The 23,558-nt window shown below is 45.9% G+C and carries 19 protein-coding genes, 2 tRNA genes and 1 pseudogene; 2 read left to right on the forward strand and 20 right to left on the reverse strand.

Annotated elements, in window-relative coordinates; genetic code table 11:
• Window positions 1–8: 8 nt before the first annotated feature.
• From zapE to ICN29_RS01505, 4 genes are read right to left on the reverse strand one after another with little or no spacing between them, the layout of a single operon-like run.
• Window positions 9–1,112, reverse strand: coding sequence for a cell division protein ZapE (gene zapE / locus ICN29_RS01490; protein ID WP_216129030.1), 1,104 nt, complete (start codon window positions 1,110–1,112; stop codon window positions 9–11).
• The gene (gene lpdA, locus ICN29_RS01495; protein ID WP_216129032.1) at window positions 1,113–2,549 is read right to left on the reverse strand and encodes a dihydrolipoyl dehydrogenase; all 1,437 of its coding nucleotides are present in this window, start codon (window positions 2,547–2,549) and stop codon (window positions 1,113–1,115) included.
• 12 nt (window positions 2,550–2,561) lie between these two features.
• Window positions 2,562–3,764 (reverse strand): 2-oxoglutarate dehydrogenase complex dihydrolipoyllysine-residue succinyltransferase, encoded by a 1,203-nt coding sequence (odhB, locus tag ICN29_RS01500; RefSeq protein WP_216129034.1) that lies wholly within the window; start codon window positions 3,762–3,764, stop codon window positions 2,562–2,564.
• 40 nt (window positions 3,765–3,804) lie between these two features.
• Window positions 3,805–6,660, reverse strand: coding sequence for a 2-oxoglutarate dehydrogenase E1 component (locus ICN29_RS01505; RefSeq protein ID WP_216129037.1), 2,856 nt, complete (start codon window positions 6,658–6,660; stop codon window positions 3,805–3,807).
• Between the two features lie 298 nt (window positions 6,661–6,958).
• On the opposite strand from ICN29_RS01505, the gene ICN29_RS01510 reads away from it, so the two are divergent.
• A complete protein-coding gene (locus ICN29_RS01510) occupies window positions 6,959–7,657 on the forward strand; it encodes a helix-turn-helix domain-containing protein (RefSeq protein WP_216129039.1) in 699 nt (232 codons plus the stop codon).
• A 50-nt stretch (window positions 7,658–7,707) separates the two neighbouring features.
• On the opposite strand, the gene ICN29_RS01515 is transcribed toward ICN29_RS01510, so the two are convergent.
• The 16 genes and pseudogenes from ICN29_RS01515 to ICN29_RS01590 form a co-directional block, all read right to left on the reverse strand.
• Complete coding sequence (locus ICN29_RS01515) at window positions 7,708–7,992, reverse strand: H-NS histone family protein (RefSeq protein ID WP_216129041.1); 285 nt, start codon at window positions 7,990–7,992, stop codon at window positions 7,708–7,710.
• Between the two features lie 206 nt (window positions 7,993–8,198).
• Window positions 8,199–8,618 (reverse strand): PaaI family thioesterase, encoded by a 420-nt coding sequence (locus ICN29_RS01520; RefSeq protein ID WP_255538015.1) that lies wholly within the window; start codon window positions 8,616–8,618, stop codon window positions 8,199–8,201.
• A 30-nt stretch (window positions 8,619–8,648) separates the two neighbouring features.
• Window positions 8,649–8,725 (reverse strand) — tRNA-Pro (locus ICN29_RS01525).
• 74 nt (window positions 8,726–8,799) lie between these two features.
• Window positions 8,800–9,099: pseudogene (locus tag ICN29_RS01530) on the reverse strand (MerR family transcriptional regulator); the annotation flags it as partial.
• Window positions 9,077–9,400, reverse strand: a complete 324-nt coding sequence (locus tag ICN29_RS01535; protein ID WP_216129048.1) for an integration host factor subunit alpha — start codon at window positions 9,398–9,400, stop codon at window positions 9,077–9,079. The gene ICN29_RS01535 and the pseudogene ICN29_RS01530, both read right to left, overlap by 23 nt.
• A 44-nt stretch (window positions 9,401–9,444) precedes the next feature.
• Window positions 9,445–11,901: a phenylalanine--tRNA ligase subunit beta gene (gene pheT, locus ICN29_RS01540; protein ID WP_216129050.1), complete on the reverse strand. Its 2,457-nt coding sequence runs from the start codon at window positions 11,899–11,901 to the stop codon at window positions 9,445–9,447.
• Window positions 11,902–11,919: 18 nt separating this feature from the next.
• A complete protein-coding gene (gene pheS / locus ICN29_RS01545) occupies window positions 11,920–12,966 on the reverse strand; it encodes a phenylalanine--tRNA ligase subunit alpha (protein WP_216129052.1) in 1,047 nt (348 codons plus the stop codon).
• Between the two features lie 25 nt (window positions 12,967–12,991).
• Window positions 12,992–13,357 carry a 50S ribosomal protein L20 gene (rplT, locus tag ICN29_RS01550; RefSeq protein ID WP_216129054.1) on the reverse strand — a complete coding sequence of 122 codons (366 nt, stop codon included), beginning with the start codon at window positions 13,355–13,357 and terminating at the stop codon, window positions 12,992–12,994.
• Between the two features lie 25 nt (window positions 13,358–13,382).
• A complete protein-coding gene (gene rpmI / locus ICN29_RS01555) occupies window positions 13,383–13,580 on the reverse strand; it encodes a 50S ribosomal protein L35 (protein WP_216129056.1) in 198 nt (65 codons plus the stop codon).
• 140 nt (window positions 13,581–13,720) lie between these two features.
• Window positions 13,721–14,254 carry a translation initiation factor IF-3 gene (gene infC / locus ICN29_RS01560; protein WP_439651266.1) on the reverse strand — a complete coding sequence of 178 codons (534 nt, stop codon included), beginning with the start codon at window positions 14,252–14,254 and terminating at the stop codon, window positions 13,721–13,723.
• A 33-nt stretch (window positions 14,255–14,287) separates the two neighbouring features.
• Complete coding sequence (gene thrS / locus ICN29_RS01565; protein WP_216131878.1) at window positions 14,288–16,210, reverse strand: threonine--tRNA ligase; 1,923 nt, start codon at window positions 16,208–16,210, stop codon at window positions 14,288–14,290.
• Window positions 16,211–16,321: 111 nt separating this feature from the next.
• Window positions 16,322–16,398: transfer RNA gene (locus ICN29_RS01570), tRNA-Val, on the reverse strand.
• A gap of 18 nt (window positions 16,399–16,416) precedes the next feature.
• Window positions 16,417–18,405 (reverse strand): RelA/SpoT family protein, encoded by a 1,989-nt coding sequence (locus tag ICN29_RS01575; protein ID WP_216129058.1) that lies wholly within the window; start codon window positions 18,403–18,405, stop codon window positions 16,417–16,419.
• 13 nt (window positions 18,406–18,418) lie between these two features.
• Window positions 18,419–20,242, reverse strand: a complete 1,824-nt coding sequence (locus tag ICN29_RS10770; RefSeq protein ID WP_216129060.1) for an alpha/beta fold hydrolase — start codon at window positions 20,240–20,242, stop codon at window positions 18,419–18,421.
• An 80-nt stretch (window positions 20,243–20,322) separates the two neighbouring features.
• Window positions 20,323–20,973 (reverse strand): CoA transferase subunit B, encoded by a 651-nt coding sequence (locus ICN29_RS01585; RefSeq protein WP_216129062.1) that lies wholly within the window; start codon window positions 20,971–20,973, stop codon window positions 20,323–20,325.
• Window positions 20,974–21,013: 40 nt separating this feature from the next.
• The gene (locus ICN29_RS01590) at window positions 21,014–21,715 is read right to left on the reverse strand and encodes a CoA transferase subunit A (RefSeq protein ID WP_216129064.1); all 702 of its coding nucleotides are present in this window, start codon (window positions 21,713–21,715) and stop codon (window positions 21,014–21,016) included.
• A gap of 170 nt (window positions 21,716–21,885) precedes the next feature.
• Here ICN29_RS01590 and ICN29_RS01595 point away from each other — a divergent pair, with 170 nt between their 5' ends.
• Complete coding sequence (locus ICN29_RS01595; protein ID WP_216129066.1) at window positions 21,886–23,556, forward strand: electron transfer flavoprotein-ubiquinone oxidoreductase; 1,671 nt, start codon at window positions 21,886–21,888, stop codon at window positions 23,554–23,556.
• The last annotated feature ends 2 nt before the right edge of the window (window positions 23,557–23,558 follow it).

A 23,558-nucleotide genomic window follows, 5' to 3' on the forward strand; every position in this document is an offset into this window, starting at 1 on the left:
ACCCTATTTTAGGTCAAGCTGGTGTCAATGACCCGCCGAGGTGCATCTAGGTAGTCGCGGGACTGCATCTCAATGAGGCGCGACACTGTTCTGGAGAATTCAGAGGTAATTTGGCCCTCGGTATACAGATCTGTGGCCGGAACCTCAGCAGAGATGATTAATTTGATCTTATGGTCATATAAGACGTCAATCAGCCAGATAAAGCGACGTGCTTCATTAGTCATCCTAGGAGGCATGTAGGGCACCCCCGAGAGAATCACGGTATGAAATTGCTTAGCAATCTCAAGGTAGTCGTTTTGGGAGCGCGGGCCACAGCACAAAGTTTGAAAATCAAACCAAACAACTCCATTAGCCAAATGTAAGGGCCTAAGCTCACGAGACTCAATATTTAAGACAGGCATCGCAACCTCTTTGCGATTACCAATTAATGTTTGAAACATCTGGCCTAACTTGACCTGTGTTTCTGCGCTGGCTGGAGTTAAATACGCTTGTACTTGTGCCATCTGCACACGACGATAGTCATTGCCTGCATCCAGATTTAAGACATCGAGCTTTTCTTCCAGCAATTGAATCGCTGGAATCAATCGATCACGATGCAAGCCATTGGGGTATAGCTGATCTGGACGATAGTTTGACGTCATCACAAATTGCACACGGTCCTCAAATAGCGCGCTCAAGAGACGATATAAAATCATCGCGTCAGCAATGTCGTTGATATGGAACTCATCAAAGCAGATTAAGCGAAAGCGCTGAGATATTCTTTTGGCAAGCTCATCCAGAGGGTCGGCCATGCCGGATAACTCATGTAATTCGCGGTGAACTTCCCGCATGAACTCATGAAAATGAATACGAATCTTTTTTTCTACTGGGGAGGCTGCATAAAAGCAGTCCATCACAAAGGACTTTCCACGCCCTACTCCACCCCATATATACAAGCCCTGAGGGAGGGCCGGCTTGAAGAGCGCCTTCTTAAGATTGTTACTGCGAATCTCTTTATACGCAATCCATTCATCTTCGCACTGCTGTAAACGCTCTACAGCACGAAGCTGCGCGGAATCGGTATGATACCCGCGCGTTTTTAACTCTTGTTGGTAGTACTCAATTGTTTTCAATTACATATTTAATGCGCGTTGATCAGTTGCCAACGCTGCTTCGCGCATGACTTCTGACAGACTTGGATGCGGATGACAGATACGGGCAATATCCTCAGCCGCTGCTTTAAATTCCATTGCCACAGCAGCTTCCGCAATTAAATCAGAAGCATTTGGTCCAATGATGTGAACGCCGAGGATTTCATCAGTCTTAGCATCAGCCAAGATTTTGACAAAACCATCAGTGCGACCCATGCCCAATGCACGGCCATTAGCCCCAAATGGGAATTGACCAGCCTTATAAGCAATGCCAGCCTCTTTCAAGGCTTGCTCAGTCTTACCAACCCAAGCAATTTCAGGATCGGTGTATATCACCCAAGGAATGCAGTTGTAATCGATATGCGGCTTTTGGCCAGCAATCACTTCTGCTACCAAGACACCCTCATCTTCCGCTTTATGTGCCAACATCGGGCCGCGCACTACATCACCTACAGCGTATACGCCAGGTGCGGCAGTGGCACAAGTGTGATCATCGATTGGAATAAAACCACGCTCATCCACTTTCAGGCCAATCTTGTCTAAACCCAATTTATCGGTATTTGGTACACGACCAACTGAAACGATCAAGCGATCACACTCTAACTTAGCAGCCTTACCAGCACTATCAGTGTAGTTAACAACAATACCCTTCTTATCAGCCTTCACATCACCAATTTTCACACCCATATTGATGTTCAAGCCCTGCTTCAGAAAAAGTTTTTGTGCTTCTTTAGCAATACCCGTATCGCATGCCGCCAAAAAAGAAGGCAATGCTTCGAGCACAGTCACCTCAGAGCCTAAACGACGCCATACAGAACCAAGCTCTAGGCCAATTACACCTGCACCAATGACGCCAAGCTTCTTAGGAACTGAATCAAATTTCAGTGCGCCTTCGTTATCGCAGATCAAGATGTTATCGACTGGCAAACCAGGCAAGTGGCGCGCTTTAGAGCCAGTTGCAATGATGACATTCTTCGCAGTAACAGTCTCTTTATCTTTGCCATCAATCTTAATTTGATAACCATCAGCACCTTTAGCTTCGAAAGAAGCATGGCCTTTTAATAAGGTCACTTTGTTTTTGCGAAAGAGGTACTGAATGCCACCAGTCATCTTCGTAACGATATCGTCTTTACGAGCAACCATCTTTTTAGAATCAATGCTGACAGATCCAACCTTGATCCCATGATCAGCAGCCTGATGACCAATCTTCTCGAACTCCTCGGAAGAGGCTAACAAAGCCTTTGAAGGTATACAACCCACGTTTAAGCAAGTGCCTCCTAAGCGAGGCTCACCCTTAGGATCGTCATAAGAGCTGGATTCTGCGCAGGCAACCTTAAAACCGAGTTGCGCTGCACGAATTGCGGCAATGTAGCCGCCAGGACCACCACCAATTACAACTACATCAAAAGCTTGGCTCATGATCTTCCCTTTTTATAAATCAAGAAGAAGACGTGCTGGATCTTCTAAGGCATCCTTCATGGCAACCAAACCAAGTACAGCCTCACGGCCATCAATGATGCGATGATCATATGACAAAGCAAGGTAGTTAATTGGACGAACTACTACTTGGCCGTTTTCAACAACAGCGCGGTCCTTAGTAGCGTGGATACCCAAAATAGCAGATTGTGGTGGGTTGATGATCGGCGTAGAAAGCATAGAGCCAAACACACCACCATTAGAGATGGAGAATGTACCGCCAGTCAACTCTTCAATTGATAACTTGCCTTCGCGTGCTTTAACGCCAAACTCAGCAATCTTCTTCTCAATATCAGCCAAATTCATTTGATCCACATCACGCAGAATCGGAACTACCAAGCCACGTGGTGAGCTTACAGCGATACCGATATCAAAGTAACCGTGGTAGACGATGTCATTGCCATCTACAGAAGCATTGAGTAATGGGAATTTCTTCAAAGCATGGGTTGCCGCTTTGACAAAGAAAGACATAAAGCCCAACTTCACACCATGAGTTTTCTCAAACTGATCTTTGTATTTATTACGAAGCGCAATCACTGGACCCATATTGACTTCATTAAATGTAGTCAAAATTGCGTTGTTTGCTTGTGACTCTAGCAAACGTTCGGCAATCCGAGCGCGCAAGCGGCTCATGGGAACACGTTCCTCTGGACGATCACCCATTGGAATGGATGCACTTGGAATAGCAGCAGATTTTGCACCGCCAGCAGCGGCATTTAAGGCATCACCCTTAGTAATGCGCCCATCACGACCGGAGCCAGTAACTTGACCAGCGCTCAGATTATTTTCTGCCAGAATTTTTGCCGCAGAGGGAGCTGCAGCTACAGTTGAAGCTTTAGCTGCTGGAGCAGTTTTTGCTGGAGCTGCGGCTGGAGCTGCGGCTGGCGCTGCTACAGGAGCAGACTTAATAGCAACTGCAGTGCTATCAATCTTAGCAATCAATTGCTCAGCAACGACGGTACCGCCATCGGCAACTACGATTTCAGTAAGCACACCAGCAGAAGGTGACGGCACTTCGAGAACCACTTTGTCAGTTTCAATTTCAATCAAGATTTCATCTTGACCAATAGCATCGCCGACCTTCTTTTTCCATTGCAACAAAGTTGCTTCAGCAACAGATTCAGAGAGTTGTGGAACTTTAACTTCAAAAATAGCCATGATTAATCCTAGTTATATGTATGTAGAGTTATGACGACGATTATTTCGTAATCACGTAACCTTTTAGATTGGCAAATGCCGTATTCAATAAAGACTTCTGCTGTTCTTGATGGAGATGAGCATATCCACAGGCGGGTGAAGCAGATGCAGGACGTCCTGCATATGCCAACTTCATGCCATCAGACATGTTTTCCAAAATATTATGTTGTACGAAGAACCAAGCACCTTGATTCTGTGGCTCATCCTGACACCACACAACCTCTTGAACTTTTGGATACTTCTTCAACTCGACAGCAAGTGCTTTATGCGGGAATGGATATAGCTGCTCCAAGCGAATGATGGCAACGTCAGTAATCTTCTTCTCTGTGCGCTGTTTCACAAGATCGTAATAAACCTTACCTGAACACATCACCAAACGAGTGACTTGCTTAGCATCGATAGTCTCATCACGCTCAGGCAATATTGTGTGGAATTTGCCTTTGGTAAATTCTGATAAAGGCGACGCTGCCTCTTTATTGCGAAGTAATGATTTGGGAGTGAGCAAGATGAGTGGCTTGCGGAACTGACGAATCATTTGACGCCGTAATACGTGGAAGATCTGCGATGCAGTAGTTGGCTGAATCACTTGCATATTGGTATCAGCACATAACTGCATGAAGCGCTCAAGACGGGCCGATGAATGTTCTGGGCCTTGACCCTCATATCCATGCGGCAACATCATGACTAAGCCATTGACACGGCCCCACTTCACCTCACCCGAGGCGATAAATTGGTCAATAACCACTTGGGCACCATTGGCAAAGTCACCAAATTGCGCTTCCCAGATTGTTAGAGTATTGGGTTCAGCTGAAGCGTAGCCATACTCAAACCCAAGCACAGCCTCTTCAGACAAAATAGAGTCGATCACTAAAAATGGTGCTTGATCTTTGGCAATATGACGCAAAGGAATATAAACGCCGGTATCCCATTTCTCGCGATTTTGATTGTGCAAAACTGCATGACGATGCGTAAAGGTTCCGCGACCGCTGTCTTCACCTGATAAGCGAACTGGATAACCACTCGCCACCAAGGATGCGAATGCCATATGTTCACCCATACCCCAGTCAATATTGGTTTCACCACGCCCCATTGCTGCGCGATCATTTAATACCTTTTCAACTAAGGGATGAACTTTAAAGCCTTCGCGTGCAGTAGAAACGCGTTCAGCCAAACGCTTCCATTCTGTCAAAGGAATAGCTGTATCGGCTTCATCGGTCCATTTCTTATTTAAAAACGGCGCCCAATCAACTGCAAACTTACCCTTGTAATTACTGAGAACCGGATCAGAGGTCTGAATACCGGCATCCATCGCAGCTCGGAAGTCCTTGACCATCTGGTCTCCCGTACCGACAGGCAATGTGCCCTCTGCCTCTAGCTTATCTGCATAAAGCTTACGTGTGCCAGGATGCTCAGCAATAATTTTATACATCAAGGGCTGGGTCATCGAGGGTGTATCTTGCTCGTTATGGCCTAGTTTTCTAAAGCAAACAATGTCGATTGCCACATCTTTATGAAACTGTGTACGAAACTCTATGGCTAGTTGAGTTGCCAATACCACTGCTTCAGGATCATCGCCGTTCACATGCAATACTGGCGCATCAATAATCTTCATGATGTCTGTGCAGTACAAGCTAGAACGCAAGTCTCGCGGGTCTGAAGTAGTGAAGCCAATTTGGTTATTGATCACAATGTGAACTGTGCCGCCGGTGGAATAGCCACGCACCTCTGCCAAAGACAAAGTCTCTTGCATCACACCTTGGCCAGCAATTGCAGCATCACCATGCACTAGCACCGGCAATACCTGTTCTCCCAAAACATCCCCTCGACGATCCATACGGGCTCGGGCTGAACCTTCTACTACTGGATTAACGATCTCTAGATGAGAAGGATTGAATGCCAAAGAAACGTGAACGGGTCCCGTTGGCGTAGAAATATCGCTAGAAAATCCTTGATGATATTTCACATCGCCAGCAGGTAAAGTCTCAGGGCCTTTGTGCTCAAACTCTGCAAACAAATCTTTCGGCATTTTGCCTAAAGTGTTTACTAAGACATTGAGACGACCGCGGTGCGCCATGCCAATGACGATCTCTTGCACCCCTTTGGCACCTGCTTGATGAATTAATTCATCCATGCAAGCAATGAAACTATCGCCACCCTCGAGAGAGAAGCGTTTTTGACCAACATACTTGGCTTGCAGATAACGCTCTAAGCCCTCTGCCGCAGTAACGCGATCTAAAATTTGACGCTTTTTATCCACATCAAATGAAGGTCTTGAGCGGATGGATTCCAACTTCTCTTGCCACCACTTCTTAATCTTTTGGTCAGCAATGAACATATATTCAGCACCAATCGTGCCGCAGTATGTTTCACGCAATGCTTGCAGCAAGTCCCGCAAGCTCATTTCGTTTCTGCCGAAGAATGTATTACTAATATTGAAGACGATATCCATATCGCCATCAGTAAATCCGTAGAAGGCTGGGTCTAACTCAGGAATGTCCTGGCGCTCAGTGCGCTTCAAGGGGTCAATGTCTGCCCAGCGATTGCCAACGTTACGATACGCCGCTATCAACTGCTGCACTGCGACACGTTTACGTCCCATATCGGAGTTAGCTGAATCAGAAATCGTTCTGATGGGGCCTTGTTTAGCGCGCTCGGCAAAAGACGCAACAATGGGTCCGTGAGCAATGTCAGTGCGAGATGAACCGTCGACAGCTGGGACTTGCTTCACGTTATCAAAATAAGCTCGCCAATGATCAGCTACAGAAGCTGGATCGTGCAAGTAGGATTCGTAGAGATCCTCTACATAGGGTGCGTTACCGCCAAAGAGATAAGAGTTATCTCTTGATTCCTGCATCATGATGCTCACCTTTCATCGGGTTTCCCGACTAAAACTGTGGTTATAACCATTCGTTACGCGGCTTCACCGTTTCACGAATTGATCTGTGCAAAAACTGCTGCTACGTATCTAATTTAACACGATTGACCATTTTCTACAAAAGGACTTTCCCTATCTGTTGCGATTTAGGGGCATTTATCTAGCGAGATGAAATTAATAAGAACTTTCCTACCTGGCTTTAAAGATCTCCTGACAGATTCCCTTAGCTTTGATTTTTATTCTCTAAATCTTCAAATGAATTAATGAAATTAAGGGAAATATGAAAACCATCACCCCAGATATGGAGTATCTCAGCACTAGACAAAGTGCCAAGATTTTGCAGGTATCACTTGGAACGGTCCAAAAAATGGTGGAATTAGGCGAATTAATCGCCTGGAAGACTCGTGGTGGGCATAGGCGCATATTGGCAAGCTCTCTAGAGCAACAGCTCCAGCGTCGCAAAAGAGCCATGCGGCAAAAAACCAGCCAAAACTGTATTGCCATCGGCATCTTCCGCAGGGCTGAAAATAGCCAAGATCTCCTAGAATCGATCCAAGATTGGCAGCTCAAAGTGGAAATGGAGGTTGCTATTGATAGCCTAGAGGGCTTAATGAAGGCGGTATCAATAGCGCCTGATTTGATCTTTTTAGATGCCTTAATACCTCCAGTGGAACAGGTTCATTTAATCCATTATTTGAGTAAAAACAAGGATACACAGAGGATTCCTATCCTAGTAGATGAAGGTTTTATCAAGCTCCACCCTGGTGTAGTTGCTCTAGCGGATGAAAATCATGGTCATAAGCCACCGTTCACAGAAAATATCAAAGCAGAGCTAGAAAATGGCCTGATTGAGCATAACCCCCTCATTATTGGATATCCTGCCACCAATATCGAAGCAGATCAATCATGGCCTCAAGGAAGCCGCCATGAACTATTAGAGTCTATCTTTATAGAAGCTCTAGGAAAGAAGTGCATGTAAGTGATAAAAAAGGCCGCAATTACGGCCTTTTTTAATGTATAAAATGGTTTTTAGATTAAGTAGCTGCTGCGATCTTTGCCATCAATCCACTTTGGAGCCTTACCACGGCCTGTCCAGGTGTCACCTGTAGATGGATTACGGTATTTAGGGGCTACCTTGCCTCCACTGCTTTTGACGCCTGCTTTGCGACTAAACAAGTCTGAAGCACTTAAGCCATATTGCTCAATAATCACTTTAGCCTTAGCAATACCATCAGCCTTTTCACGGGCAACTGCCTCTTTAATCTGTTTATCTAATTGCTCGCGCTGAGCTAATAGGTCTTTATAAGAAGACATGGATATTTTTCTCCGAATAATGGGTTATTTAAAGTAGCTCAATTAACGCAATTAAACTATTTAAGGAATCATTATATATAAATAAAATTAGACAGCAATTTATATTATTAACCTTTTATTAAAAGGCTTATCTGACTTAATATTTACAATAATCAATATAATCGTTATAAATATTATGATCGATTATGGTGAATTTATAGCAATTACTATTTTCTCAGAGTAAAGGTGCCGCTGGCTTTGGCAGTGACTTCACCAACATCATTTAATACAACCGCTTCACAGTAATGAATCGTATTACCGCCCTTGAGAATGCTGCCCTCAACTATGAGCTTGCCGATACTGGGACGCAAGAAGCTTGTAGTCATATCAATCGTAATAACCCCCAAAGGGTGCTGAGCAGCGCTGCGAGCTGCTGCGGCCATCGCAAAATCGAGCAAAGTCATAATCAAACCCCCATGGGCGACATGAAAGCTATTGGTAAATTCGGGCTTTAAATCAAGACTGATGCGTGACTTACCGTCGCGAGCATATTCCGGAACAACGCCGAGGTGATCTAGAAAAGGAATATCTAAACCAAAGAAACTGGTTCTTTCTTGATCATTGGGCTTGAGATTCGTTGTGCTCATATTGTGATTCATTAAAACCCTAAAGATGGATGGTCGGGGCGAGAGGATTTGAACCTCCGACCACATGCACCCCATGCATGTACGCTACCAGGCTGCGCTACGCCCCGACGAGACAAAATTGTATCAGTAACTATTTAGACAGAATTTGCAGAACAGCTTGCAATTCATCGCGTAGGCGCAGTTCGCCACGCACTTCATCAAGACGATTTCTAGCGCCACTGATGGTAAAGCCCTCCTCATAGAGAAGTGCTCTAATTTTACGAATTAACACTACCTCATGATGCTGATAGTAACGACGATTGCCACGGCGTTTCTGAGGACTCAGCTGCGAAAATTCCTGCTCCCAATAACGCAAAACGTGTGAACGCACACCGCATAGTTCTGCTACTTCGCCAATAGTGAAATAGCGTTTAGATGGTATCGGGGGAAGTTGAGAGCTCGGCAGTGCCAAGCTTGCATCAAACTCGGATTTCTCGAGCATGTGACTCCACTACATCTTTAAGCTTTTGACTTGCATGAAATGTCACTACACGTCTTGCTGCTATCGGAATCATTTGACCTGTTTTTGGATTTCGGCCAGGACGAGCCGATTTATTACGCAACTGGAAATTACCAAAGCCAGAGATCTTCACTTCAACACCAGACTCAAGTGAATGGCCAATGCGATCAAAAAAAGCATCGATCATATCTTTTGCTTCGCGCTTGTTTAAACCAACTTGATCAAAAAGTGCTTCTGATAGCTCATTTTTTGTCACGGTGTCGTTGATATTGAATTCGCTCATTGCCAGTCTCTTCTATAGCTTTTTGATATTTATGTAATATTAAACTAGCGCAGACGGGCTGCGCATTTTTTTTCTACGGCTATCAATAAAGCAGCCATAACCGCATCAATTTGGGGGTCTTGCAATGTTTCATTAGGGTTTAACAGGATCACACGGAAAGCCAAGCTCTTTTCATCGTCAGCCATGCTGCTTGATCCTGCCTTTGGTTTGAACTCATCAAAGAGCTCAATGGTTCGAACAAAATTCTGCTTGCTAGCCATCATTGCATCTAACAAAGATTGCGCAGAAACGGCTTGTTTAACTACTAAGGCTAAATCACGTTGAACTGCCTGAAACTTACTTAACTCTTCGGGCTGAGGTAGACCGAGCTTTCTAATTGGATCTAAATCGAATTCAAACAAAACGGGGGCTTGTGGCAGCTCATAGGCTTGTTGCAAACTTGGGTGTAATTCACCTATCCAACCAACTGCAGTTTTTCCTGCGTTTGTTTTTAAGAAGATCTGTGCAGAGCGACCTGGATGCAAAGCGAGATGCTGAGCGGCTTCTGTAATGAAATGCAAAGGATCTAAAACTCTCTCGATGTCGCCCTTTACATCAAAGAAATCAACCGCACGATTAGCGCTTGCCCATTGTTCTGGAACGAAAGAGCCGTAAGCTAAGCCCCCAAGCTTTTGCGCTTGAGTAAAGCCAGTAACCATACCGGGCCCTTCTTGAATACTGGAATCACGCTTAAATACGCGACCTGCCTCAAAAAGACGTACACGTCCTGCACCACGATTCAAATTGGCTTTGAGATTATTGAGTAAGCCACCCCATAGAGTGCTGCGCATGACACCGTATTGACTAGCAATCGGATTCAAAACGGCAATTACCTCTTTCTCAGTAGCACCAGCCAGACGCTGTTCGCTTTCAAGATCAGTAAAGCCAAAATTAATAGCCTCTTGATAGCCTTGCAATGCTAAACGCTGGCGTAATACATGAATGCCCCGCTTAGCTTCAGCCTTTGCACTCATTTTTAATAAAGCAACGGGTGGCTGATCAGGAATGTTTTCAAAGCCGTACATGCGTGCAACTTCTTCAATCAAATCTTCTTCAATTTCAATATCAAAGCGATAGCTTGGAGGGCTTACAACAAATACATCACCCTCTTGCTTAAATTCAAAGCCAAGACGCTGAAAGACATCAGTAACAATGTCATTAGTCAACGGAATACCAATGACCTGCATTGCACGCGCCAGGCGCATACGTACGGGTTTGAGTACTGGTACATTGAGAACCTGGTCATCTACTGGACCTGCTTGACCACCACAGACCTCTAGAATTAAGGCTGAGAGATACTCAAGGCAATTGACGGTATTTTGTGGATCTACACCACGCTCAAAACGGTGTGCAGCATCGGTACTGAAATTAAAACGGCGGGCACGTCCCTGAATCGCGGATGGCAACCAATAAGCAGCCTCTACGTAGATATTTTTAGTGTCATCGCTAACAGCGCAGTGATTACCGCCCATGATCCCTGCAAGCGCTACTGGACCTTTTTGATCTGCAACGACACCAGCTTCTTGCGTCTTGCCAGCAGAATCTGGGCCTTGCAAAGTGACTGTCTGGCCATTCAATAACTCAAGCGTTTCACCAGATTTCGCCCAGCGAACGGTAATATCGCCCTCTAACTTATCAATATCAAATACATGGGTGGGCTGACCCATTTCTAACATGACGTAGTTAGAAAGATCGACTAATGCAGAAATACTTCTTTGCCCAGCGCGAGCTAAACGTTGAACGATCCAATCAGGTGTCTTTGCCTTGGGATTAACGCCACGAATAACGCGACCCGCAAAGCGACCACAAAGCTCTTTGTTCTCAATTAAGACTTTACGCTTGTCTTGTATTGATGTTTGTGGTGGATTCCATTGAGGAGCACATAGTGCAGCGCCGGTGATCGCCGAAACTTCTCGGGCTATGCCCATGAGGGAGAGACAATCTGCTTTATTTGGCGTTAACTTAATAACAAAGATTTGATCATCTAAATTGAGGTACTCACGGATATCTTTTCCAAGGGGTGCATCTGCCGGTAACTCTAGAATACCTTCATGATCATCACCTAAACCGAGTTCACGACCAGAGCACAACATGCCCTGGCTTTCAACGCCGCGTAGCTTGCCTACCTTAATCATGAAAGGCTTGCCACCCACTTCTGCTGGAGGTAATTCTGCACCTACTAAGGCGCAGGGAATCTTGATGCCGACACGTGCATTAGGCGCACCGCAAACAATTTGTAACTCTTGACCCGTCCCGGCATCAACTTTGCATACCCGTAAACGATCGGCATCAGGATGTTGCTCAGCAGATAGAATCTGTGCAATCACAATCTTCGTAAATGCTGGAGCTACTAAATGCCGGTCTTCCACTTCTAAACCAGCCATTGTCATTGCATGTGCCAATGCATCGCTATCCTGCGATGGATTTACATACTGACGCAGCCAAGATTCAGAAAATTGCATAGCGCTCTATATTCTTTCTTAAGCAGGGAACTGCGCTAAGAAACGTAAATCATTCTCAAAGAAGAGGCGTAAATCATCTATGCCATAACGCAACATCGATAAACGCTCTAGACCAGAACCAAAAGCAAACCCGGTATAACGCTCCGGATCAATACCCATATTGCGCAGAACATTTGGATGAACCTGCCCTGCTCCGGAAATCTCTAACCAACGGCCAGCCAGTTTGCCGCTACCAAAGGCCATATCGATTTCTGCAGAAGGCTCTGTAAATGGGAAATAAGATGGACGAAAACGAACTTGTAACTCATTCGTTTCAAAGAAAGTTCTCAAGAAATCGGTATACACGCCCTTCAGATCAGCAAAGGAAACTTTTTCTGCGATCCACAAACCTTCAACCTGATGAAACATTGGCGAATGCGTTGCATCGCTATCTACACGATAGGTTCTACCGGGTGCAATCACTTTAATTGGAGGCATGACGTCTGCCTTGGCATATTTCTTAACATGCTCACTTGCATAACGGACCTGAATTGGGCTGGTATGGGTACGCAATAAGAGAGGTTTACCTTGAGAATCTTTGCCGTCAATATAAAAAGTGTCCTGCATAGAGCGGGCAGGATGATTCTCAGGGCTATTTAAGGCTGTGAAATTAAACCAGTCAGTTTCAATTTCAGGACCATCTGCAACATCAAAACCGATGGAGCTAAAGATCTCTTCTACACGCTCCCAAGTGCGCATTACCGGATGCAAACTACCTACTGCTTGGCCACGACCAGGCATAGAGACATCGATTGACTCAGCTGCCAAACGTTGCATCATTACGGCATCAGACAAAGCCTGACGACGCTCTTGTAATGCATCTTCTACTTGGGTTTTGATTTGATTAATTTGGGCGCCAGCACTCTTGCGCTCCTCAGGCGACATTCCACCAAGCGCTTTTAAACGCTCAGTGAGAACACCTGATTTACCGAGATACTTGGCTTTCGCGTCCTCAAGAGCTGCCCCATCAGCAGCTCCGAGGAAATCACGTTTAGCATCCTCGACAATTTGGTCGAGAGAAACCATTGCAGCTTAGTTTTTTAGAAAAAAATTAAGCTGCAGCGCTTACTACGGATTTAATCCGAGTAACCAAAGCGGCAAAAGCCGGCTTGTCAGCAATGGCCATATCAGAAAGTACTTTACGATCGAGATCGATTGAAGCCTTCTTCATACCATTCATGAATACGCTATAGGTCATATCATGCTCACGCACTGCCGCATTGATACGAGCAATCCACAAAGCGCGGAATACACGTTTCTTATTGCGACGGTCACGATAGGCGTATTGACCAGCACGCATAACCGCTTGCTTAGCAATACGGAATACGTTTTTACGACGACCGCGGTAACCTGTTGCGGCATCAGTGATTTTCTTATGACGGGCTCTTGCTGTAACCCCACGTTTGACTCTTGGCATTTGATTCTCCTAATCTAGTCTGAGGTTAAGCGTAAGGAAGCATGGAGCGAATTGACTTAACGTCAGCTTTCGCAACTTCTGTGGTACCACGCAAGTGACGCTTATTCTTGGTAGTCTTCTTGGTAAGGATATGGCGTTTAAAAGCCTGGCCTCGTTTAATCGTTCCGCCTGCGCGAACCGTAAAGCGCTTTTTAGCGCTACTCTTGGTCTTCATCTTGGGCATAAAGCACCCCTTCATTTACTTGTGCAACATAGGTGGCAACCGACGGTTACTCTTCCTGTACCCAGAAGCACTTCTAACTACCAGCACCCTCAGTGATTCACTTCGAGTGCCTCCCTACATAAGAACCAGGTAGAACCTAGTTACTTAGCCTTGCGAATGGGGGCCAATACCATCACCATCTGGCGGCCTTCCATTTTTGGAAACTGTTCGACTTGGCCATGCTCAACAAGGTCCAACTTCAAACGCTCCAACATTCTTGCCCCGATTTCTTGGTGGGCCATTTCACGACCCCGAAACCGTAACGTAATCTTTGTCTTATCGCCATCTTCCAAAAAGCGGATTAAATTGCGTAGCTTTACACCGTAGTCACCATCATCTGTGCCGGGACGGAATTTGACTTCCTTCACCTGAATCACTTTTTGCTTCAGCTTTGCTTCATGCATCCGCTTGGCTTCTTGGTACTTGAATTTGCCGAAGTCCATAATTCGGACAACAGGTGGTTCAGCTGTCGGAGCAATTTCAACCAGATCGGTCTCTTTCTCTTCTGCTGCAGCCAAGGCTTCACTCAACTTAACTACACCGATGGGCTCTCCATCAATTCCAATCAAACGCACTTCAGGAGCAGTAATTTCCCGGTTAATGCGCTGCAATTTTTCAGTAGCGATCTTCTTAATTCCTTTAAAAAAACAATAAAAACCGCTCTACCCCTAGCTAGGCTCGGGTCCGACTTTCTGGGATATATCCTGCTGGAGTCGGGCAACGAAGGCATCAAGAGGCATTACACCTAAATCCACTCCGCCACGGGCACGAACGGCCACCGTATTACTTTCAGATTCTTTATCCCCAACAACTAACAAAAATGGGATCTTCTGTAATGCGTGCTCGCGTATTTTATACGTTATTTTCTCATTCCGCAAATCGGATTCCACTCTAAACCCTTGTTTTTTCAGCGATTGCTGGACTTGTTGTGCATATGCAGCAGAATTTCCGGAGATATTGAGAACCACAGCCTGGGTTGGGGCAAGCCAAACTGGCATATTTCCAGCGTGGTTTTCGATCAAAATACCGATAAAACGCTCTAAAGAGCCCACAATTGCTCTATGAAGCATGACTGGGGTCTTGCGGCTATTGTCTTCAGCCACATATTCAGCGCCTAAACGCTCTGGCATCGAGAAATCCACCTGAATCGTGCCGCACTGCCAAGTACGCCCAATCGAGTCTTTTAGGTGATATTCGATCTTAGGACCATAAAAAGCGCCCTCGCCTGGCAATTCTTCCCACTCTTGGCCTGAAGCCTTAAGGGCTCCGCGAAGGGCTGCTTCCGCCTTATCCCAAATTGCATCATCGCCAACCCGCTTGGCAGGACGTAAGGCCAACTTCACAGCCACTTCAGTAAAACCAAAATCTTGATAGACATCGCGGACCGCTTTATCAAAGCTGGCTACTTCGGATTGAATTTGATCTTCAGTACAAAAAATATGGCCATCGTCTTGCGTAAAACCACGTACGCGCATCAAACCATGCAATGCACCAGATGGTTCATTGCGGTGGCATTGACCAAACTCACCAAAGCGCAACGGCAACTCGCGATAGCTATGGAGTCCAGAGTTATAAATTTGTACATGACCAGGGCAGTTCATCGGCTTTAATGCATAAGCACGATTCTCCGACTCGGTCGTGAACATATTTTCTTTATAGTTTTCCCAGTGGCCCGATTTTTCCCAAAGACCACGATCCAAAATTTGCGGGGCCTTTACTTCTTGGTAGCCTTCTTGCTGATACACGCGTCGCATGTACTGCTCAACTTCTTGCCAGATCGACCAACCTTTGGGATGCCAGAAAACTAGACCAGGAGCCTCAGATTGAAAATGAAAGAGGTCCAGTAATTTTCCAAGACGTCGGTGATCACGTTTTTCTGCCTCTTCAAGCATATGCAAATAGGCATCTTGATCTTCTTTGCGTAACCAGGCTGTGCCATAGATACGCTGCAACATCTCATTCTTACTATCGCCACGCCAATAAGCGCCAGCAACACTTTGCAACTTAAATACTTTTAACTTACCAGTGGAAGGTACATGAGGGCCGCGACATAAATCAGTGAACTTACCTTCTGCATAAAGGGAAACATCTTCGCCCTGCGGGATGCTGGCAATGAGTTCTGCTTTGTAGTTTTCTCCCTGATCTTTGAAAAACTTCACCGCTTGATCACGTGGCATAACAGTGCGCACCACTGGCTCATCTTTTTTAGCAAGCTCAGCCATTTTGTTTTCAATCGCCACCAAATCATCTGGTGTAAATGGACGGTGATAAGAGAAGTCGTAATAAAAACCGTTCTCTACCACTGGACCAATCGTCACCTGCGCTTCAGGGAATAATTCTTTTACAGCATAGGCCAATAAATGGGCTGTTGAGTGGCGCACTATCTCAAGTGCTTCAGGACTCTTGTCGGTAATGATCGCGAGCTGACTGTCTTTGTCGATCAGAAAACTCGTATCAACCATCTTGCCATCAACGATGCCGCCTAAGGCTGCTTTTGCAAGACCACTACCGATGCTTTGAGCGACATCCGCTACGCGAACGGGGGCCTCAAACTCACGTTTTGATCCATCGGGCAGAGTAACTACAAGCATCATGACTCCATCTTAATTACTGAACTTCTGTTTTACTACTACGACCTAAAAATAAAGCGCGGCAGCTTATGGGCATCCGCGCCTTGGGTTTCCCCATCGGGTCTTATTCGTTGGTAGGCTCGATTGGACTCGAACCAACGACCCCCACCATGTCAAGGTGGTGCTCTAACCAGCTGAGCTACGAGCCTATACAGCCATAGAGTTTATCACCGGCGACGCACTTGGGTGACCCCTTTAACTTCCTCTAGGCTATTTTGAACAAGGCGCAATACTTCAGAATCCTTGACCTCAACTGTTAAAAGGATCTGGGCTAGGCCTTTTTTGGCAGATTTACGTAAATCAATGACATGTACACCTTGCCGAGTCAGAATTTCAAAGAGCTCACGCATCAGGTCTTGACGATCTAAGCCAGTCACCACCAAATCCGCTGGGAACACCCGCTTTGGGTCTTTATCTGCAGTTGAATTGGCTGTAGCAGTCCAAGCGGTTTGGATAACGCGTTCAGGAGCTCTTTCTAAAAGTCCTCTAAAGGTCCTACATGTTCGCCGATGAATTGAAACGCCTCTACCCTGAGTCACAAATCCTGCAATCGTGTCTGGCGGAACTGGCCGGCAGCAACGTGCCAATTGCGTGAGCAAAGAATCTACGCCAACTACCAAGACATCGCCGCTCTGACCGGCCTTTCTTGTACTGTTGCGAAGAATAATTTCTGGCGTGGCTACTTTTGCTTCAGAACCTGCTTCGACTTTAGGCTCTACAGGCTTTGCTGTAAGGCCAGTCTCTTCGTCATCGAGCGCATTAAACCAAGCGCGCACTCTCGAGCGCGCTCTTTGCGAGCGTAAATAATTTTTATCGGGACTAATCCAATCGCGCGAAGGACCGCCATGCTTGACTGTAACAATCTCAATGGTCTGACCATTTTGTAATGCAGATTCTAGGGGAACCATTGCGCCATCAACACGGGCACCTCTGCAACGATGGCCTAAGTTAGTGTGAACCGCATAGGCAAAATCAACTGGGGTAGAACCTTTTTCTAGTGAAATCACTTTACCTAATGGTGTGAGCACGTAGATGTGATCATCGATCTCATGATGTTTGAGTTGCTCCCAAGCGTCTTCCTTCCAGGAAATCAACTGTCTTGCCCAAGCAATCTGTCTTTCATAGGCTACTTCTGCACTATCGGTTCCAGCTTGATGGGAAGAATTAGGCGGTTTAGACATGCCACTATAGGCACCCTCTTTATAACGCCAGTGAGCCGCCAAACCGTACTCTGCTTGTTGATGCATGTCTTGAGTGCGGACCTGGATCTCGAAGGCCGTGCCATTCTCATTCATCACCACTGTATGGAGTGATTGATAGCCGTTTGGTTTAGGGCGTGCAATGTAATCGTCAAACTCACGCGGTACTGGTTGCCAGACGTTATGTACGATACCTAAGACTGCGTAGCAAGATCTCACATCCGCAAGCAAGACACGAAATGCTCTCACATCATAAAGATCGGCAAAGTCGAGTGACTTGCCTTGCATCTTCTTCCAAATGCTATAGATATGTTTCGGTCGACCATGCACCTCGCCTTCAATCTGCGCTAGCTTCAATTCTTCTTGGAGTTGCAAAACAATTCGATCAATGAATGATTGGCGTTCTATTCTTTTGGCATCTAGCATATTGGCAATATCGCGGTAGGTATCTGGCGACATTGCTCTAAATGCCAAGTCCTCCATCTCCCACTTCATTTGCCAGATACCCAGACGATTGGCCAATGAGGCATCGATATTGAGAATCTCATGCGCCCAAGGGGCGGGCATAGATATATTCTCTTGAGTGATCCAACGCAGTGTTTGTAGACGAGAGGCTAAATAGATGAGCACAACACGCAGGTCATCTCCAAAGGCCAAGAGCATCTTACGCAACATCTCTTCTTGGCCTGCCACACTTAAGCCACCATCATCACGTACCAATTTCGCTTGTGCCTGGCGTAAGCCTCGGTAGCCAATTAATAACTTTGCAGACTCTTCACCAATCAGCTTGATGAGCGCTTCTTTGCCATGCGTTCGGGCAATATTGCTAGCAGCAGTTAATGTAGCCTCATCTAAACCGAGGGATTGCAGAATTTGCAAAGCGCCAGCGGCGTGCGCTTCTGCTGGCTCGCCATACCAAGCATCAATGAAGATTGGTTTGCTGGAAACATTTGCCATTGACAGCTAAGCCTTAGCTGAAGAATTCTTTTGCTAGGGCAATTTGTTCTTGTTTCACAAATGCGGGGGCATGACCCACATTTGGAATCTCAATGCTGCGAGCATGCGGATTTACTTTGCACATCTGGGCAACCGTAGCTGCAGAGAGTAAATCAGATTGAGCGCCACGCACGATCAAGATCGGAATATGAATTTGCTTAAAAGCATGCCACATCGCCATCTCACCCGCCTTAGCCATGATGGGATTGACAGAGGCAAACGGCACAGCAATATCGGGGTCGTAATGCATGATCCATAAACCATTGCGTTCAATCAACATCGGGCCGTTATAGGTTTCCCACTCATCTGGTGTGTGCTCACCAAAAGTAGCGCAAAGTGCGTTGAGTCGACTTAAGGCATCAGCACGGCTCGCAAATGAAAAAGGTTGGCCTACGTAAGAGCCTAGACGCTGAATGGCTTCAGCCTCAATTTTTGGTCCCACATCATTAATCAACATTCTGCGTATAGGAGAGTTTGGCATCGCTGCATAAACCATCCCAATCAGACCACCCATTGAAGTTCCAAGCCAATCAACTTGGGATACACCCAGGTGTTTTACCAGTTGGGCAATGTCAGCTACATACTGAGGGACGGCATACTGCATTGGATTGCTTAAGCGATCAGAGTCTCCCCTGCCAACAACATCTGGGCAAACTACGTAATATTCCTGACACATGGCTTCAGCCAAAGTCTTAAAGTCACTGCCGCGCCTTGTTAGGCCATGAACACATAGCAATACTTTTGGATTTCTGGGGTTGCCCCAAGCGTGATAGGCCATGCGATGAGTAATATCACCATCGGCACACTGAACATAAAAAGTATCACCCTGGTGATTAACTGGTGTTGAGCTGACCTCATCTTGCAGGTCCTCATCATGGGTATGTTCATCCATACTCCCAAATACCTCAGGCTGCAAAGTCACATGGTCAATACCATGTTGATCTAAAAGCATAGTATTGATACGAGACATGATTTGTGGCCACTCTTGCATTTCCGCAATTTCAATATGGCCAATCAGTGCTGGAAAGCTGGGGGTCATCTCCCAAACGTGGAGATCGTGCACCGCCAATACGCCAGGAACTCCTCTCAGATCTTTTCCCACCTGCAAATAATCAATATGAAGTGGCACTCCCTCCATGAGGAAGTGATAAGACTCATGGAGAATGGAAACTGTTGATTTAAGAATCAAAAGAGATACAAGAATAGAAAGAATTGCATCAATTGGCATCCATCCAGTCAACTGAATAACAACACCAGCAATCAAAGCAGCGATTGATCCGAGCAAGTCACCCATCACATGTACAAGGGCAGCGCGGGTGTTCACACTTTTCTTGTCACGTGAAAGAACCCAGGCAACTACGATATTCATGAGAAGGCCGATACTAGCCACGACAGTGACTGTGAATCCATCGACTTTATGTGGGTCATAAAAACGACTAATCGCCTCAAACACAATCCATACGACTAAAGCTAACATCGCAATGCTATTCACAAAAGCAGCTAGGGCTTCTGCTCTACCAAAACCAAAAGAATGTTTTGGTGAAGGCGGACGACGAGAAATAATTTGCGCTAGGAGTGCCAAGCCCAAGGCAGCAGCATCAGTCACCATGTGACCGGCATCGGAGATCAATGCTAATGAATTGGCAAAATAAGCGGCGGCGCCCTCAACCCCTGCAAAACCAAGAGTAAGTATCAGAGCAATCAAAAGTAAGTTTTGGTTTGAGACTTGCTTGCTATGAGTATGCTGAGCATCACCCTTTTTATGAGCGTGCAGCGAAGGATCAAGCTCAGAACTCATCTGAGCTCTGGGTTTTGTTGAAGGTGAAGAATGGGATCCCGACATGGTGATCCCATTATTTCATTAAATAATGACTACGGTTAGAAACCCGCTGTATCAACAGGGGCACCTGTTTTAGCGATCACCTCTTCTTTGGTGACACCAGGGGCTAATTCAGTCAATTTCAGACCTTTGGGAGTGATATCGAGCACGCACAGGTCGGTGATGATTTGACTAATGACACCCACGCCGGTTAATGGCAAGTTGCATTTGGGCAGAATCTTGAGCTCTTCTGTGCCATCTTTCTTTTTAGCAACATGTTCCATTAAGACAACTACGTGCTTTACGCCTGCAACTAAATCCATTGCGCCGCCCATACCTTTAACCATCTTGCCAGGAATCATCCAATTGGCAATATCACCGTGCTCACTCACTTGCATCGCACCTAAAAATGCAATGTTAATTTTCCCGCCGCGAATCATGCCAAAGGCATCGGCTGATGAAAAAATGGAGGAGCCAGGCAGCGTCGTAATTGTTTGTTTTCCGGCATTGATCAAATCAGCATCGATCTGATCTTCCGTTGGAAATGGTCCGATACCCAGTAAACCATTTTCAGATTGCAACCATACTTCTATGCCTGCAGGTACATGATTGGCTACTAAGGTAGGAATACCGATTCCCAGGTTTACGTAATAACCATCTTTTAATTCTTTGGCAGCACGTGCCGCCATCTCATCTCTAGTCCAAGGCATTTTGATCTTCCTAAATTCTTTTCAGTGTTCTTTGGGGTAATTAGCGTGCAGCCGAGATAGTGCGTTGTTCAATGCGCTTCTCAGGACTACTATTAATCACAAGGCGATGCACATAGATACTTGGAGTATGAATCTCAGCAGGATCTAAAGCGCCGTTCTCAACAATCTCTTCCACTTCAGCAATAGTAATCTTTCCTGCCATTGCCACTACTGGGTTGAAGTTACGAGCAGTATGTCGATAAATCAAATTACCTGATCGGTCCGCCTTCCAAGCTTTTACTAGAGAAATATCAGTGACAATCGAGCGCTCCATGATGTATTTTTCGCCATCAAATTCTTTGACCTCTTTACCCTCAGCTACCAAAGTGCCAACACCCGTTTTTGTGTAGAAGGCAGGAATACCGCAACCACCAGCGCGTAATTTTTCTGCCAGCGTGCCTTGTGGGGTGAACTCTAACTCCAGCTCGCCTGCAAGGTATTGACGTTCAAACTCTTTGTTCTCGCCTACATAAGATGCAACCATTTTCTTTACTTGACGAGAATTGAGCAAAATACCTAAGCCGAAACCATCCACGCCAGCATTATTAGATACAGCGGTCAAGTTTTGCGCGCCAAGTTCTTTCACTGCCTCAATTAAGGCCTCAGGAATGCCGCATAGACCAAAACCACCAACACCGAGTTTTTGTCCGTCTTTTAAGATATCCCTCAAGGCATCTGCTGCCGATGGGTAGGTTTTATTCATAACATTTGTCCTAATATTGCCAAAATGGGTAAAAACGCAATCATAACGCTTTAGGCTCCCAAGCCTAGCTTGCTCAGGCACGACTTAGGTACTACTGAGGCGCTAAATTGGTTTTTGGCTATTCGCACTAAACTAAAGGGGGCTAATAAGCCTATTTTTGAGGATTAGGAATGAACGCTGCAGAACTAGTAGAGCAATTTGGGCCTAGAGAGTCGATGGACTATGACTTAGTCATCGTTGGCGGCGGCCCCGCTGGTCTATCAGCAGCCATTAAGGCCAAACAATTAGCCCAGTCCTCTGGCAAAGATATCAGCGTCTGCGTTTTGGAAAAAGGCTCTGAGATTGGCGCGCACATTCTGTCTGGCGCCGTCATGGATCCAAAGGCCCTCACTGAGCTCTTTCCTAATTGGAAGGAAATGGGCGCCCCACTTGAAACCGAAGTAACTCAAGATCAATTTCTATTCTTAACATCTAATCATTCTTATCAAGTCCCTAATTGGATGTTGCCTCACTGCTTTAAAAATGAAGGCAACTACATTGTTAGCTTGGCTAACGTCACTCGCTGGTTGGGTCAGCAAGCAGAAAGCCTTGGCGTAGAAATTTTTCCTGGCTTTCCTGCAGCAGAAATTTTGTACAACGAGCAAGGCGCAGTGAGTGGCGTCATTACAGGCTCAATGGGTCTCGATAAAGAAGGTAAGCCAACTGATCAGTTCCAGCTAGGTATGGAACTACGCGCTAAATACACACTCTTTGCTGAAGGATCTCGTGGGCATCTTGGTAAGCAACTCATTTCTAAATTTGCCTTAGATAAAGATGCTGACCCACAAAGCTATGGCATTGGGATTAAAGAGCTCTGGGAAGTTGAACCCTCTAAAAGCAAACCTGGTCTAGTGGTTCACACTGCTGGTTGGCCTTTGGAGAGTGATACCTATGGCGGCTCCTTTCTGTATCACTTGGGAGATAACAAGGTTGCCGTTGGCTTGGTAGTCGGGCTGTCCTATAAGAATCCTTACCTATCACCTTTTGAAGAATTCCAACGCTATAAATTACACCCGAAGATTCGTGGAACATTTGAAGGCGGAAAACGAATTGCTTACGGCGCACGTGCGCTGACTGCTGGTGGATTAAATAGCTTACCTAAGACAGTCTTTCCGGGCGGCGCACTCATTGGTTGTGATGCAGGCTTTCTTAATGCTTCGCGCATTAAAGGCAGTCATGCCGCTATTAAGACTGGCATGCTCGCTGCCCAAGCTGCCGTTGCTGCCATTCATGAAAATCGCTCTGCTGATGTTCTCTCCGCATACCCAGCAGCCTTCCAAAATAGCTGGCTACATGCTGAACTAAATCAAGCGCGTAATTTCAAACCTTGGATGTCCAAAGGGCTCTACCTTGGTACGCTGATGGTTGGCTTAGAACAGAAGCTCTTGGGCGGCAATCCACCATGGACAGTTCATATCAAACATGCAGATCATGAATGCCTAGAACCTGCAGCACAACATCAGCCGATCAACTATCCCAAGCCAGATGGCAAGATTAGCTTTGATCGTCTCTCATCGGTATTTATCTCCAATACAAATCATGCTGAGAATCAACCGATTCATTTAACTCTGAAGAATGATTCTGTGCCCGTAGATATCAATCTCAAAACGTATGCAGGTCCAGAGCAACGCTATTGCCCCGCAGGCGTTTATGAATATGTAGAAACCGACGGCAAACCCCGTTTACAGATTAATGCGCAGAACTGCGTGCATTGCAAAACCTGTGACATTAAAGACCCTGGCCAAAATATCATCTGGATCACACCAGAAGGTGGTGGTGGCCCTAACTACGCAGGAATGTAATC

Source organism: Polynucleobacter nymphae (assembly GCF_018882155.1).
In the GTDB taxonomy this organism is placed as follows: Bacteria; Pseudomonadota; Gammaproteobacteria; order Burkholderiales; family Burkholderiaceae; genus Polynucleobacter; species Polynucleobacter nymphae.

Excerpts from the sequence above, each read along its gene's own strand:
- ICN29_RS01505 (WP_216129037.1), bottom strand. The coding sequence starts at position 6,660 with ATGATGCAGGAATCAAGAGATAACTCTTATCTCTTTGGCGGTAACGCA.
- odhB (WP_216129034.1), bottom strand. The coding sequence starts at position 3,764 with ATGGCTATTTTTGAAGTTAAAGTTCCACAACTCTCTGAATCTGTTGCT.
- ICN29_RS01595 (WP_216129066.1), top strand. The coding sequence starts at position 21,886 with ATGAACGCTGCAGAACTAGTAGAGCAATTTGGGCCTAGAGAGTCGATG.
- lpdA (WP_216129032.1), bottom strand. The coding sequence starts at position 2,549 with ATGAGCCAAGCTTTTGATGTAGTTGTAATTGGTGGTGGTCCTGGCGGC.
- rplT (WP_216129054.1), bottom strand. The coding sequence starts at position 13,357 with ATGCCAAGAGTCAAACGTGGGGTTACAGCAAGAGCCCGTCATAAGAAA.
- ICN29_RS01585 (WP_216129062.1), bottom strand. The coding sequence starts at position 20,973 with ATGCCTTGGACTAGAGATGAGATGGCGGCACGTGCTGCCAAAGAATTA.
- pheT (WP_216129050.1), bottom strand. The coding sequence starts at position 11,901 with ATGCAATTTTCTGAATCTTGGCTGCGTCAGTATGTAAATCCATCGCAG.
- pheS (WP_216129052.1), bottom strand. The coding sequence starts at position 12,966 with ATGGTTTCTCTCGACCAAATTGTCGAGGATGCTAAACGTGATTTCCTC.
- ICN29_RS01590 (WP_216129064.1), bottom strand. The coding sequence starts at position 21,715 with ATGAATAAAACCTACCCATCGGCAGCAGATGCCTTGAGGGATATCTTA.
- ICN29_RS01575 (WP_216129058.1), bottom strand. The coding sequence starts at position 18,405 with ATGGCAAATGTTTCCAGCAAACCAATCTTCATTGATGCTTGGTATGGC.
- ICN29_RS01520 (WP_255538015.1), bottom strand. The coding sequence starts at position 8,618 with ATGAGCACAACGAATCTCAAGCCCAATGATCAAGAAAGAACCAGTTTC.
- ICN29_RS01510 (WP_216129039.1), top strand. The coding sequence starts at position 6,959 with ATGAAAACCATCACCCCAGATATGGAGTATCTCAGCACTAGACAAAGT.
- ICN29_RS10770 (WP_216129060.1), bottom strand. The coding sequence starts at position 20,242 with ATGAGTTCTGAGCTTGATCCTTCGCTGCACGCTCATAAAAAGGGTGAT.
- thrS (WP_216131878.1), bottom strand. The coding sequence starts at position 16,210 with ATGCTTGTAGTTACTCTGCCCGATGGATCAAAACGTGAGTTTGAGGCC.
- ICN29_RS01515 (WP_216129041.1), bottom strand. The coding sequence starts at position 7,992 with ATGTCTTCTTATAAAGACCTATTAGCTCAGCGCGAGCAATTAGATAAA.
- rpmI (WP_216129056.1), bottom strand. The coding sequence starts at position 13,580 with ATGCCCAAGATGAAGACCAAGAGTAGCGCTAAAAAGCGCTTTACGGTT.
- ICN29_RS01535 (WP_216129048.1), bottom strand. The coding sequence starts at position 9,400 with ATGAGCGAATTCAATATCAACGACACCGTGACAAAAAATGAGCTATCA.